Here is a 12,153-nt window from a genome sequence, read left to right as displayed (position 1 = left end):
ACCCTTTGGTCTTCTCCGCAACCGGAAAAGCTGGTTGCGGAGAAGACCAAAGCGCGGTTGGGCTGCGCCCAGGCCGTACGGGGGACGAACCGAGGCCCTTCCTGTGGCTTGGCAAGCCCGACCAAAACGGCGCCTGCGGCGCGAAATGCGGCCGCGCCGCGTGCGGGAGGGTGGTGCCGCCCCAGTGGTGGTGGCACTGGGGCGGCGGGCGGGTCAGGCGTTGACCGGGGTTTGGACGCGGGTCGGGGCTGGGCCGCCGGGATTGCGTTGGTGGCGGCCGGGGCGGCTGGTGGCCAGGAGGAGCACGGCGATCGCGGTCATGATGCCGCCGGCGATGTACAGGATCGTCGGCAAGGTCGTGATCACGAAGAGCTTGCCCAGGTTGTCGTTGGACTCCTTGACGTTCGCCGCCACGGTTTCCTCGGTCATCTTGAGCGTTCCCTCGAAGACCGTGGTGGCGGGGCCGGTGCCGTCGCGGAGTTCCTGCTTGACCTGTTCGCTGCCGTTGATGACCTTGCCGGTCACCGGTTCCACCCAGAACGTGCGCACGACCTCGTAGTGCAGGGCCGCCTTCACCGTCGGCACGCCGGGCTTTCCGATCAGCGCGCCCGGCACCTCACGGTCCTCGATCTTCGTGGACGGGATCTCCTGCACGAACTTGTACACCGGCAGGTCCTTGATCGTCTCCTCGCCGACGAACCTGGCGTCGCGGGCCTGGCGGACCGTGCCGTCGTACCAGCGGTAGGTCTTCTTCTCCGTGTTGAACGGGAACTTGAAGCTCAGGCCCGGCTGCTGCGCCTCGCCCCGGTCGGCCTTGACGCGCTTGCCGGTTTCCTTCTCGTAGTACTGGTTCTCGCACGGCGTCACCATCTCGCCGCTGTGCCGGTCGAGGCACACGGACCGCACGCCCGCGGTCACGGTCAGGCCGTCCTTGTCGGACACGAGCTTGGACGCCTCGACCCACACGGTCACGTCGCCGTCCCGGGTGACCTCCTCCGCCCGGCGGTCACCGGTGACCTTCCGGGTCGACGTGAGGCTCAGGTCGCGGCGGATCTCGGGGACGGCCCGGTCCCCCTGCGGCACGTAGACCAGCGCGGTGATGCGGTCGCCCTTGGCCACCGACATGGTGTCGATGTCGTGCGGGGCCTTGGCGAGCTTCGGGTAGGCGTACTGGCTCAGCATCAAGCCGGCGGCCACGGCGAACACCCCCAGGCCCAGCAGGGCGAAGGTGACGTAGCGACGCAACTGTCCTCCTCCAACGTTCACGGCCGAACCGGCCGGGTCTGTGTGCCGGCGACGACGCCGTGCAGCCGTTCCGCCGCGCTCGCCGCGCGCACGGTGACGTCCTGTGCGCCCGCGGCGCGCAGCGCCACCAGCAGGTCCGCTGGGCGGCACTGCTCGACCAGCGCCCAACCGTCGCCCACCCGGGCGCCCGGCCAGCGCAGCAGCGGTGTCGTGCCCGGGGTGAAGCGGGCGACGGTCGCTTCGGGCATGCCGGGGAGCCAGCCGCCGGTGTGCGAACCGGTCAGCAGGTCGGCGGCGAGGGTGGTGAAACGGGTGCCCGAGTGGTCCCAGGAGAAGCGGGACGCCCAGGCGCGGCAGCGGTTCGCGGTGTCGCGGGCGTAGGTCGGGTCGACCAGTTCCTTGAGGACTCGGTGCAGGGCCTCGGTCACGTCCTCGTCGGGGGCAATCAGCCAGCCGGTTTCGTCGTGGCGGACCGAGTCACGCAGGCCGTCCACGTCGTGGCAGAGGGTGGGTACGCCGTGGCCGGCTGCTTCTACGACTGCCAAGCCCCAGCCTTCGCCGTCGGACAGCGTCACGTTGATCCAGGATTGGGCAAGGATTTGGGACTTTTGGGCTTCTGGGAGGTGGCCGTGGACTTTGACTGCGCCTTCGCAGAGGTGGGCGCGGGCTTTTAGGGCGTCTTCCTCTGGGCCGCCGCCGATGATGTGCAGGTTCAGGTTGGGGACGCGGGAGCGTAGGGCATCGACTGCGTCGATCAGGCGGTCTACGCGTTTTTGTGGGACCAGGCGGCCCAGGCATACGACAGTTGGCTCGGCCGCACGGGTTGGGAGACCGTGCGGGGCGGGGGTTGAGCCGTTGGGGACCACGTGGACCGGGCCGCGCCAGTCGAGGCGGGAGCGCATGGCGTCCACTGTGGAGGGTGAGACGGCGACGGTGGTCGACCTGCGGTAGACGAGGCGGGCCACCGGGCCTTCCAGCCACTGGCCGATGGCGGCCAGCCATGGCGGGAAGTGGACCTTGAACTGGGCGTCGTGGACGTGGTGCAGGACTTGGACGACCTTGGTGCGGCGGGCGACGGCCAGTGGACTGAAGAAGGGGATGCCGTTCTGGCAGTCGATGACGAGGTCGATTCGGCGTCGGTGAGTCAGGAGCCAGAGGAGTGCCAAGGGGTAGACGGTCCAGCGGCTGCCTCGGCGGACGATGTGAACGGTGCCCGTGTGGTCCGACGGCGGCTGTCCCTGGTCGCGGGCGGTGAGGTAGGTGACCTTCGCACCGGCTTCGGCGAAGGCTTCGGCGGTGCGCATCGCGTAGACCTCGGCCCCGCCGGCGTAGCGGTGGCCGAGGTCGCGCCAGTTCACCACGACGACCCGGGCGCCGCGCAGTCTCGTGCCCATCTACGCGGCCTCCGCGATCGGGGTGGGGTGCCACGCGGGGCGCGGCTCACCGGCCAGGGCTTCGCGGACGCGGCGCAGGTCGGTGAAGCTGCGCAGGCCGTGGCGCAGGGGTGCGAACGTGGAGCCGGGGACGTCGATCCAGCGGACCGGGACCTCCTCGATCACCGCGCCCAGGCGCTGGGCACGGGCCAGGACCTCCACGTCGAAGCTGAAGCCGGCGGTGCGCAGGGGTTCGAAGACCGCGTGCGCCACCTCGGCGGTGAAGAACTTGAAGCCGCACTGGGTGTCGCCGATGCCGGGCACGATCGAGGACACCGCCCGGCGGAACGCCCACGCTCCGACCTGCCGCAGCACGCTGTGCCGGGCCCGCACGTCGGACCCCGGGTGCGCCCGCGATCCCACGACCACCTCGACGCCCCGCCGCAGCCGGCGCAGCACGTCCGGCACGGCGTCCACCCCGGCCGCCAGGTCGGCGTCGCAGAACCCGACGAACCGGCCGCGCGCGGCCAGCACACCGGCCCGGACCGCGGCGCCCTTGCCGCGGTCCGGGCAGTGCACGAGCCGCACGGGCACCGCCGGCCGGGAGTTCTCCCGGACGACGTCCACCGTCCCGTCCGTGCTCGCGTTGTCGACCACGACGATCTCCGCCGCGATCCCGGCCAGCGCGATGGCCAGGCCGACCAGGCTGGCGCCGAGACGCCGTTCCTCGTTGTAGACGGGCACCACGACGGACAGTTCGAGGCCCACATGGCGCATCGGCTAGCTCCTCAACACTGAGACGCAGGTCACACCGCCCGGAAGTTACTCAACGGTAAAACCCGCGAGTCACCGGGAAAAATGTGATCGGAGCCACAGAGCCGGCGGAACACCCGCTGCGAGGCGCGTCACAGGCCGTTCAGCGGGTTTGCGGTGCGTACGAACGGTCCAGTGGAACAACCAACATTGTCCCCGGGGATAACCGGCGCTCCCGGCTTTGTGCGCGGAGACAGGGGTTCGGCTCAGGGCTCCAGCCGGACGCTCTCCACCGCCAGGTACAGCTCGGAAATACCGCGCGGATCGGTGAGGTCGCGTCCCGTGAGTTCCTGCACCCGCCGGATGCGGTAACGGACGGTGTTCGGGTGCACGAACAGCCGCTCGGCCGCGTCCCGCGCGGACCCGTGCTCGGCGAACCACACCTGCATCGTCCGCAGCAACGGCTCCCGCTCGGCCTCGGGCAGCGCGAGGAGGTCCTTGAGCACCTCCTTGGCCAGCTCGCGGGCCAGCTTGGGCGCGCCGGCGACCATCGTGGTGACCGGCCGGTCGCCGAAGCCGACGGCCCCGGTCTCCCCCGGCGCCAGGCACGCCCGCGCGATGCGGGCCCGGCGCAGCGCCGCGGGCAGCAGCCGCAGACCGGCCACGGCCGGGCTCACGCCGACCGGCAGCGCGACGGCGTCCAGGGCTTGGCGCAGCGCGCGCAGGTCCGCCGAGCGCTCCACCGGCACCACGCCGACCTCGCCGTCCGTCGTCCGCCGCCACACCGCCCGCGAGCGGGGGTCCACGAGCCCGGACAGGCCCCGGTCGTCGTCCGGCTTGGGCTCGGCGTAGACGACCACGAAAGGGCCTTCCGGGGGGAGCCGGAGCACGCGTGCGGCGTCCTCGAATTCCTCCGGCCGGGTGAACCGGCCGTCCAGCAGCCCGTCGATGAGCGCGAGGCGGGCCTTGTTGTCGTACCGGGCGGAGTCGGTCGCGACCTCCGTGTAGGCCTCGGCGATGACGTCCGAGAACGAGTCGATGATGTGCCAGACGGTCGCACTGGCCGACAGCAGCTGCTCGGGCGTGAGCTGGCGCGGCCCCACGGCGTGCTCCAGCATCCGCTCGTAGGCGAACGTGCCCGCGATCCGGAACGCCCGCAGCGCCGCCGAGATCGGGATGCCGAGCCGCGCCTGTGCCCGCCCGGTCTTGCGGGCGGTCTCCACGTCGACCTCGCGCGCTTCCAGGAAGGCGCGGAAGGCCCGCCCCAGGTTCACCTCGCAGACCTTGCGCAGCTCGTGCGGCGAGCTGTGCTCCAGCCTCCGGTAGAACTCCTCTTTTTCGCTCAGCAGGCGGGCCAACTCGTCCGCGAGCTGGGGCAGCCGGCCAAGCTGACCGCGCACGATCTCGTTCAGCTCGGGTGGCAGCGGCGACATCGTCGACGTCGTGGCGACCATCCAGACACCATAACGCCGGGCGCGGCCGGCGGAGACCCTTGAAGTTTCACGGACACAGGGTGACCCGCCCCTCTGGACCGATCCGGTGGACGACCGGTTCCGGCCGGCCGTCCACCGCGATTTTCCTGTTACTCCAAGTCGTAGGCACGCAGGATCGTCTGGCTCACGCTGTTGTCGTGGGCGTCGGTGGCCGTGGCGCGCAGGGACACCGTGCGCGCGTCCGCCGGGTGGTTCAGAACGGCCTCCCAAGCGTGTTCGGTCGGCAGGAGGTGGACGGGGTGCCAGGTGCCGCCCTCGTCGTAGGAGGCGAAGGCGGAGATGCCCATGACGGGCGCTCCGGTGCCTTGGACGGTGAGGGGCACGCGCACCTCGCGGCCCCGTGGGGCGGTGTTGTGGTCGTCGACCGGTGGGGCGAAGCGGATCACGCGGAGCGGCAGTGGGAGTTGGTCGGTGGTGTGGGCGGAGTGGAAGACCCACTCGGCGGTGATCCGCGTCGACAGCGGGTTCGTCTTCTGCTCCGCGTCCACGACCAGGCGGTAGCGGCCCGGGTCGGGCGGCGCCTGCGCCCACGCGCTGACGTTGCCGTACGGGAGGGAGCCGGGTGCGATCAGGTCGTGGTCGCGGTAGAGGCCGACCGTGCCCGTCATCTCCGGCACGAACCCGGCGTGGTCGGGGTTCTGGTCGCCGTAGAGGGGGATCTGGAAGAACATCGTGTCGCCGTAGCGGTAGGCGGCGCTGTCCACCGGGGCGAGGCTCGGGCCGAAGACGGCGGCGTTCCAGCGTTCCGCGGTTCGGCCGGGCTTGTCGTGGGTGGTGTACGCGAGTTGTTGGGACAGGAAGGTGTCGCCCGTGAAGGAGTTCGCGTAGGTGTACCAGGTCCACGGGCCGGGCGAGCGGTGTTCGGTGCGGGTGGTGGGTTGCGGGAGGGTGGTGGTGTTCCACGGGACGGCGAACCAGCCGTCCACGATCGGGGCGGTGCTCTTCACGACGTGCTGCGGGCGCTTGCCCTGCGCGGCGTGGCGCACTTCGACGGTGGCGAGGTCTTTCGGCCGCCAGGTCGGGTCGGGGATCGCGCCGGGGTGGCGGAAGACCAGGTGATAACTGTCCTTTTCGGACTGGTGGACGGTCCCGAAAGTGCTGCGACAGCGGGGATCGCCTGCGGTCGGGGTGATGTGGAGGTCCGGTGTGCGGGCGGTGGTCGCGCCGAACATCACCTTCCCCGCCGGGGTGTCGCAGGCGACGGTGAGCATGGCGCCCTGGTCGGTGACGGGGCGGTCGAGCGTGACGGAGGACTGCTTGGCGGTGCGGGCGTCGAGGGTGACCTCGGTGTCGTCGCGGAGGTCGAGGCCGGGGTGGACCAGCGCCGAGACCCGGTCCTGCTCGAAGACGTTGGCGGCCACCAGGTACCGGCCCACCGGGACCCTGGTGCGGAGCGTGCTGTCCTCGCGGTGGGCGAACCGGCAGCGCTCGCCGGTGTCCAGGTTGACGCACAACGGGTAGGCGGTGAACGGGTTCCCGTTGCTGTCCAACGCTTTGATCGTCATGTTGCGGTGCGGCACTGCCTCTTTGGTGAACGCGATCGGGATGCTTAGGAGTGATCCGTCCACAGAAGACGCGGTCAGCCACCCGCTGTATGGGCCGGGATGGACGGAGCCGTCGATGTCGGCGCGGATGGTGGCTGTGGTGGTTGAGCGGGGTGGGATGAAGATCTCGGGGTTTGTGGTGAACAGGTTGGGGGCGTTGGCCTTGAGGGTGATCGGGCGAGGTCCGGTGTTGTGGAAGGTGACTTCGCGGGTTGGGCGGCCCTCGTGGACTTGGCCGAAGTTGAGGACGCCGGGGCTTGCGTGGACGGGTTGGCGTAACAAAGCGGCCGCGTCGACCCGGCCCGCGCCCTGGTCGTAGACCGTTGCGCCGGGCAACGCCTTGGCCGTGCTCATCAAGGCCGACTTCAGGTCCGGTGCGCGCCAGTCGGGGCGGTGCTCGGCGAGCAGTGCGGCGACGGCGGCCACGTGCGGTGTGGCCATGGACGTGCCGGACGCGGTGGTGTAGCGGTCGTCCACCGGCGTGCCCATCGCGGTGTCCTTGGCGCGTGCGGCGGTGATGCCCACGCCCGGCGCGGTGATCTCCGGTTTGAGCAGGCCGTCCAAAGCTCGGGGACCACGGGCCGAGAAGTCGGCGACGACGTCCTGCCGGTCCACCGCGCCGACGGTCAACGCCTCGCTCGCGGCGGCGGGTGACCCGATGACGGCGGGGTTGTTGCCGGCCGCCACGACGAACAACGCCCCGGTCTCCTTGGTCAGCCGGTCGACGGCCAGGGACATCACGTCGTCGCCGGCGCTGGGCGCATTGGTGCCCAGGCTCAGGTTGACGACCTGCGCGCCCTGCGCCGTCGCCCACTCCATTCCCGCCACGACCCACGACAGGTAACCGGTGCCGCTGTCGTCCAGCACCTTGCCCGACAGCAGGGTGGCACCGGGCGCGCCGCCCCGGTAGCGGGTGTCGCCCGCGCCCGCGATGGTGGAGGCGACGTGCGTGCCGTGGCCGTGGCGGTCGTCGGCGCCGCTGCCGGTGAAATCCTGGGCGTCGGCGACCGCGAGGTCGGGGTGGTCGGCGTCGATCCCGGTGTCCAGCACGGCCACCTTGACGCCCCGGCCGGTGAGGCCGCCCGCCCACACCTCGGGCACGCCGATCTGGGGCATGCTGCGGTCCAACGTGACCTGGACCTCGCGGTCCAGCCACAGCTTCTGGGCGGGCAGGCGGGCCGCCCACAGCCGCGCCGCCTCCGCCCGGTCGACCCGCAGGGCCGCGCCGGACAGGCTGCGCAGGGTGAGGTCGGATGTGCGGTGTTGGACGATGAGTGGAAGTTCGCCCCCGATTTTTGCGAGAGCGTCCACGTCGAAAAGGTGCTCGTCCACGGTGCCGGCGGCGACGGCGGCGACCGCGTCGGACGGGACGACGAGGTGGCGGCCGGGCAGTTCGTACTGCGCGAACCGGATGTGCTCGCGGCCCTTGCCGGCGCGCGGCACGTACACGTCCCGACCGGCCACCTCGTGCACCACCACCTCGTCGCCGGTGACGAGCGGGATGGTGGTGTCCGGTGTGGAGGGACGGGGGTGGGCTTGGGCGGTGGTGGTCGACGCGCCCAGCAGGCAGGCGGCCACCACGAGGGTGAGGCGTCTCATCTCGTTGCGCTCCAAGGTCTGTGCGTGGTCACAATTGGTCTACGCCAATTTCGGTGACGCGCACAGGGGCCAGTCGGGGCGGGACTTTCACAGTCCAGGGGTCTCGACCGCAGTGACTCGGTGTCCGGGGTGGCGGCCGGCTATCGTGGAGCCCGTCGTTCACATTACAAGCGCGATCCGGATCGGGGACGTACGCAGTGACCCAGAACCGACAGTCCCGCGCCGAGCGCGCCGCGCGGACCCGTGTGGAGCTGCTGGACTCGGCGGCCCGGGTGTTCGCGCGCAAGGGCTACTCCAGCGCGTCGGTGGGCGACATCGCGGAAGAGGCCGGGACACGCACGGGGCGGTCTACTCGCAGTTCCGGAACAAGCAGGACCTGTTCTTCGCGCTCTACGAGCAGACCACCACCCAGCGCGCCGAACGGCCGGCGCAGGTGTTCCTGGCCGCCGAGGGCACGCTGCGGGAGCGGATGAAGGTCGTCACCGACTGGTCCATGGTCGACCTGAAGGAGAACCCGGACTGGTTCCTGCCGCGTACTGGAGTTCGGTGATCGGTTGCAACGTGTCGCGGCCCGCCAGGTGGTGCTGCGTGCCGCCGCCGGACGTCCGGACCACCAGCAGGGTGCCCACCAGCAGGTCCGCGCGGCCGGGCACGGCGGTCGACGGCTCGCCCGCGCCGGGCACCGCGATCGGGCCGATGGCCGCGCCCTCCGGCAGCACGTCCAGCCACGACCTGCCCACCCGCGCCCACGGCTGCGCGCTCAGCGCCAGGCCCGTGTCCACCGCCGGGTAGTCGTCGATGCGGTGTGACCACCCGACCAGACCGCTCTCGCCCAGGCCGCCTGGCTGCAAACCACCGGCACCACAGCCAAGTGGGGCGCGCAACGGCCGGGGCCGCCGTCGTGCTGGTGGCCCTCCTGGCCGTCATCCGCCGCCGCGCCCGACGGCACCACTGGAAACCGACCTGGGCCGCGCCCTCCCCAGCAGCCCAGCCGTCGTGGAACCTCCCGAGCAGGCCTTCCTGGTGACCGACCCCTGACGTCACCCGACGAAGAACCCGAAGTCCTCATGCACCTTCGCGTCCACCGCCACCGGCAACCGAACCCGCCCGTCCGCCACCATCCCGCGCACCACCGCCCGACTCAGCCCGAACCCGGCCATGACCAGCCGCTCCACCCGAACCGGCACCGGAAGTTCGAACCGGACAAGGACCTCCAGCGGCACCGCGTCCCCGTCGAATTGGTAGAACGGCATGTCCGTCTCCAACACCCACGTCCCGCTCCAGTCGAGCCGGAACGCGAACGGCTCTTCGACGAGCAAGCGCCGCACCATCGCCGGATCGTTGCGTTCGAACATCAACAGCCGTTCATGCGCCAATGCCTGCACGTGGATGCGTTCGTGGATCGGGATCTTCGACGTGCGACCGCACCCCTCGCACGAGATCAGCATCCACACGTCGAGCAGCTTCCCGCTCGCGTTCACCCGGAACTTGTCAGTGGGGCGGTGCCGCGTCGACCGGCACGACACACAGGGCTTGACGATGGCCGGCAACCCCAGCTCCCGAACCACCCACAGCGCTTTCCGGTCAACACCGGATTCGGACATGCGAAAACTCCAAAGCAGTGAAGGAGAACGCGACGGCACACCTCACGTCGCGTTGCGAAAACACGCCCTCAGGCGCGGAACCCCACTGCTCAGATCTCCATGCCCGCCATGATGTTGATCCCGTGATCCGCCCGGCAACCGAATTCCGCGGCACACGTCGTGCTGGTCGGCGTGCTTCGACCAGATCTGCTGCGTCGTGTCCAGCTCCGAGCCCGCCGCGTCGGTGAAGTACGACCCCACGGCGTCCTGCACGTAGCGGAACTGCTGCGCCGCCGTGTCCATGTTCTGGCTCGCGGTGCTCTGCACCTGGCCCACCGCGCCGGCGATGGTGTCGAACACCATCCTGATCTCGGTCATGCCGGTCCCCTTCCGCTCAGCGGTTGATGCGGCGGCGACGCCGTGGCTCACGCCGCCGACCACCTGGTTGCGGTCGGCGTCGACCGACTCGTACGGGTTCGCGACGACGCTCCTGTTGTCGGCCTGCTGTCACTGTCGACCGCACTCGGGCCAGCCCCTGGACGACGAGCTGTGGCAACTCATCCGCAACCACGCATCCCGCTGACCGCACAACGACAAGGGGAGCGCCAAGAAGGCGCTCCCCTTGCTGCGACTCACACCAGGATCAAAGCAGCGACCGCAGGAGCCATGTAGATCAACGGAAACGCGACGTGCCCGTACGACTTCGCCCGCAACACCGTGATCACCGCACCCGTGAAGTAGAGGACCAGGCCAATCGCGGCGGCCACCCCCACGGCCGGCACGAACAGGCCCGCCACCAGCCCGATCGCCCCCAGCGCCTTGGCGACCCCCAACCAGGTCCACCACGAGCGCGGCACGCCGTACGCGGCCAGCGGCTCGACGACCCACTTGGCGCCGGCGAAGACCGACACGGCCGAGAAGCCGGCCAGGAAAGCTCCGAGGATGGTGGCGACGACGTAGGCGGTCGACATGGCGCAACTCCTTCGCGAGGTTCTTCGTCCTTCACCCCCACGACCCCGGCCGTGCCGCGGTTGTGACAGATGGGCGGCGCCACCGCTGTGACGCCGCCCACACCTCGTCAGGCCGCAACCAACTCCTCTTCAACGGCCTCGCGCTTGCGGTCGCGGATCATCACCAGCGACAGCACCGCCCCCGCGAAGGCCCCGATCGCCGCCGCCACGAAGCTGATCGACATCGCCGAGGTGAAGGCGTCCCGCGCGGTCGTCGCCAGGCCCGCGTCACCGGTCGCCGCGGCCACCGCGAAGGCGTCCTGGATCGACCGGTGCGCGGCCTCGGGCGCCGACTCCGGCATCGCCGCCGTGTACGCGCCGGACAGGACGCTGCCCAGGATGGCCACGCCGAGCGCCGCGCCGGCCTGCATCGGCGTGTAGTCGAGCACGAACTGGAGGTACTGCGTCACCACGAGCAGCAGACCGCCGTTGCCGATCTGCACCAGGGTCAGCGACAGGCTGCCACCGCTGATGTTGCGGTCGCGGAACAGGCCCAGCGGCACCATCGGCGAGGCGACTCGCGACTCCCACCACACGAACCCACCCAGCCCCAGCACCGCGACGGCCAATGCGGCCAACGTGCCCGGGTGCGCCAGACCGTTCTTCGGCAGCTCGATGATCATCCAGATCAGGGCGGTCAGGCCGACCACGGACAGCACCGCGCCCAACGGGTCGGGCTCGCGCCACGGGCCGCGCGACTCGGGCATCCACGCCACCGCCGCGGCGATCGACACGACCACGATCGGCACGTTGACCAGGAACACCGCGCCCCACCCGAACCAGTCGACCAGCAGACCGCCGAGGATCGGGCCGCCGATGAGCCCCAGCGTCGCGACCGCGCTCCACACCGCCATCGCCTTGCGGCGCTCTTCTTCGTGGAACACGGTGATCAGGATCGACAACATGCTCGGCATCATCAGCGCGCCGCCGACACCCATGCCGACGCGGGCCGCGATGAGCAGCCCGGACGTGGACGCCAACGCCCCGAACAGCGAGCCCGCCCCGAACAGCACCAGGCCGACCACCAGCAGCCGGCGGCGGCCGAACCGGTCGGACAGGCTGCCCGCGGTGAGCAGGAGGCCCGCGAACACGAGGATGTAGGAGTCCAGGATGCGTGCGCGCACAGCGTGCGGTCGATGATCCTGCGGCACCCGTGGATCGCGACCCTGCTCGGGCAGGTCGGCCTGGCCTACCTCGGCCCCCACGTGATGAACCTGAGCGACCGGATGCTCGGGCTGTTCCGGACCGCGGGGTTCCCGGCCGGCGAGGCCAACCACGCGATCAGCACGGTCATGGCGTACGTGATCGGCGTCGGCGTCAACGAGGCCGCGTGGCTGTCCACCCTGACCCGCAGCGGCCGGTCCGAGGAGGACCTGCTGACCGACCTGCGCCCGGCCATCGAACAGGCCGCCACCGACCACCCGCACATGCAGCAGCAACTCGCCGCATACGTGGACTCCGACCCGGTGCAGTCACGCGACGAGACCTTCACCTATGGCCTCGAACGAGTCCTCGACGGACTGGCCGCCGCGCTCCCCTAGAAACTTTTCGGC

Annotated in this window: 12 protein-coding genes; 2 read left to right on the top strand and 10 right to left on the bottom strand. The window is 70.6% G+C overall.

Annotated features, from left to right (window positions below):
- Nucleotides 1-213: 213 nt before the first annotated feature.
- The 5 genes from RIN75_RS20710 to RIN75_RS20690 all read right to left on the bottom strand — a co-directional run bounded on the left by RIN75_RS20710 (nucleotide 214) and on the right by RIN75_RS20690 (nucleotide 8,007).
- Nucleotides 214-1,245, bottom strand: coding sequence for a DUF3068 domain-containing protein (locus RIN75_RS20710; RefSeq protein ID WP_309113626.1), 1,032 nt, complete (start codon nucleotides 1,243-1,245; stop codon nucleotides 214-216).
- A 17-nt stretch (nucleotides 1,246-1,262) separates the two neighbouring features.
- Nucleotides 1,263-2,639: a glycosyltransferase family 4 protein gene (locus tag RIN75_RS20705; RefSeq protein ID WP_309113625.1), complete on the bottom strand. Its 1,377-nt coding sequence runs from the start codon at nucleotides 2,637-2,639 to the stop codon at nucleotides 1,263-1,265.
- The gene (locus RIN75_RS20700) at nucleotides 2,640-3,395 is read right to left on the bottom strand and encodes a glycosyltransferase family 2 protein (RefSeq protein WP_309113624.1); all 756 of its coding nucleotides are present in this window, start codon (nucleotides 3,393-3,395) and stop codon (nucleotides 2,640-2,642) included.
- 242 nt (nucleotides 3,396-3,637) lie between these two features.
- The gene (locus RIN75_RS20695; protein WP_309113623.1) at nucleotides 3,638-4,825 is read right to left on the bottom strand and encodes a helix-turn-helix domain-containing protein; all 1,188 of its coding nucleotides are present in this window, start codon (nucleotides 4,823-4,825) and stop codon (nucleotides 3,638-3,640) included.
- Between the two features lie 128 nt (nucleotides 4,826-4,953).
- Nucleotides 4,954-8,007: a S8 family serine peptidase gene (locus RIN75_RS20690; protein ID WP_309113622.1), complete on the bottom strand. Its 3,054-nt coding sequence runs from the start codon at nucleotides 8,005-8,007 to the stop codon at nucleotides 4,954-4,956.
- Nucleotides 8,008-8,204: 197 nt separating this feature from the next.
- On the opposite strand from RIN75_RS20690, the gene RIN75_RS44170 reads away from it, so the two are divergent.
- On the top strand, nucleotides 8,205-8,480 hold the full coding sequence (locus RIN75_RS44170) for a TetR family transcriptional regulator (RefSeq protein WP_375295988.1): 276 nt from the start codon (nucleotides 8,205-8,207) through the stop codon (nucleotides 8,478-8,480).
- Between the two features lie 6 nt (nucleotides 8,481-8,486).
- Here the strand turns inward: RIN75_RS44170 and RIN75_RS20685 are convergent, their stop codons facing one another.
- The 5 genes from RIN75_RS20685 to RIN75_RS20665 all read right to left on the bottom strand — a co-directional run bounded on the left by RIN75_RS20685 (nucleotide 8,487) and on the right by RIN75_RS20665 (nucleotide 11,724).
- Nucleotides 8,487-8,858 (bottom strand): type VII secretion protein EccB, encoded by a 372-nt coding sequence (locus tag RIN75_RS20685; RefSeq protein WP_309113621.1) that lies wholly within the window; start codon nucleotides 8,856-8,858, stop codon nucleotides 8,487-8,489.
- Nucleotides 8,859-9,047: 189 nt separating this feature from the next.
- A complete protein-coding gene (locus RIN75_RS20680; RefSeq protein ID WP_309113620.1) occupies nucleotides 9,048-9,611 on the bottom strand; it encodes a DUF1062 domain-containing protein in 564 nt (187 codons plus the stop codon).
- 42 nt (nucleotides 9,612-9,653) lie between these two features.
- Nucleotides 9,654-10,019, bottom strand: coding sequence for a hypothetical protein (locus tag RIN75_RS20675; protein ID WP_309113619.1), 366 nt, complete (start codon nucleotides 10,017-10,019; stop codon nucleotides 9,654-9,656).
- A 203-nt stretch (nucleotides 10,020-10,222) separates the two neighbouring features.
- On the bottom strand, nucleotides 10,223-10,561 hold the full coding sequence (locus RIN75_RS20670) for a DoxX family protein (RefSeq protein WP_309113618.1): 339 nt from the start codon (nucleotides 10,559-10,561) through the stop codon (nucleotides 10,223-10,225).
- Between the two features lie 107 nt (nucleotides 10,562-10,668).
- Nucleotides 10,669-11,724 (bottom strand): MFS transporter, encoded by a 1,056-nt coding sequence (locus RIN75_RS20665; protein WP_309113617.1) that lies wholly within the window; start codon nucleotides 11,722-11,724, stop codon nucleotides 10,669-10,671.
- A 12-nt stretch (nucleotides 11,725-11,736) separates the two neighbouring features.
- Here RIN75_RS20665 and RIN75_RS20660 point away from each other — a divergent pair, with 12 nt between their 5' ends.
- Nucleotides 11,737-12,141 (top strand): TetR/AcrR family transcriptional regulator C-terminal domain-containing protein, encoded by a 405-nt coding sequence (locus RIN75_RS20660; RefSeq protein WP_309113616.1) that lies wholly within the window; start codon nucleotides 11,737-11,739, stop codon nucleotides 12,139-12,141.
- Nucleotides 12,142-12,153: the final 12 nt, after the last annotated feature.

Origin of the sequence: Saccharothrix sp. (genome assembly GCF_031180885.1) — a bacterium.
In the GTDB taxonomy this organism is placed as follows: domain Bacteria; phylum Actinomycetota; class Actinomycetes; order Mycobacteriales; family Pseudonocardiaceae; genus Actinosynnema.
The sequence above is the reverse complement of the archived record's forward strand: the minus strand, read 5'-3'. Positions and strand labels throughout refer to the sequence as shown.

Coding starts and splice junctions, on each gene's coding strand:
- RIN75_RS20695 (WP_309113623.1), bottom strand. CDS start 4,825: ATGGTCGCCACGACGTCGACGATGTCGCCGCTGCCACCCGAGCTGAAC.
- RIN75_RS20700 (WP_309113624.1), bottom strand. CDS start 3,395: ATGCGCCATGTGGGCCTCGAACTGTCCGTCGTGGTGCCCGTCTACAAC.
- RIN75_RS20705 (WP_309113625.1), bottom strand. CDS start 2,639: ATGGGCACGAGACTGCGCGGCGCCCGGGTCGTCGTGGTGAACTGGCGC.
- RIN75_RS20660 (WP_309113616.1), top strand. CDS start 11,737: ATGATCCTGCGGCACCCGTGGATCGCGACCCTGCTCGGGCAGGTCGGC.
- RIN75_RS20680 (WP_309113620.1), bottom strand. CDS start 9,611: ATGTCCGAATCCGGTGTTGACCGGAAAGCGCTGTGGGTGGTTCGGGAG.
- RIN75_RS20690 (WP_309113622.1), bottom strand. CDS start 8,007: ATGAGACGCCTCACCCTCGTGGTGGCCGCCTGCCTGCTGGGCGCGTCG.
- RIN75_RS20670 (WP_309113618.1), bottom strand. CDS start 10,561: ATGTCGACCGCCTACGTCGTCGCCACCATCCTCGGAGCTTTCCTGGCC.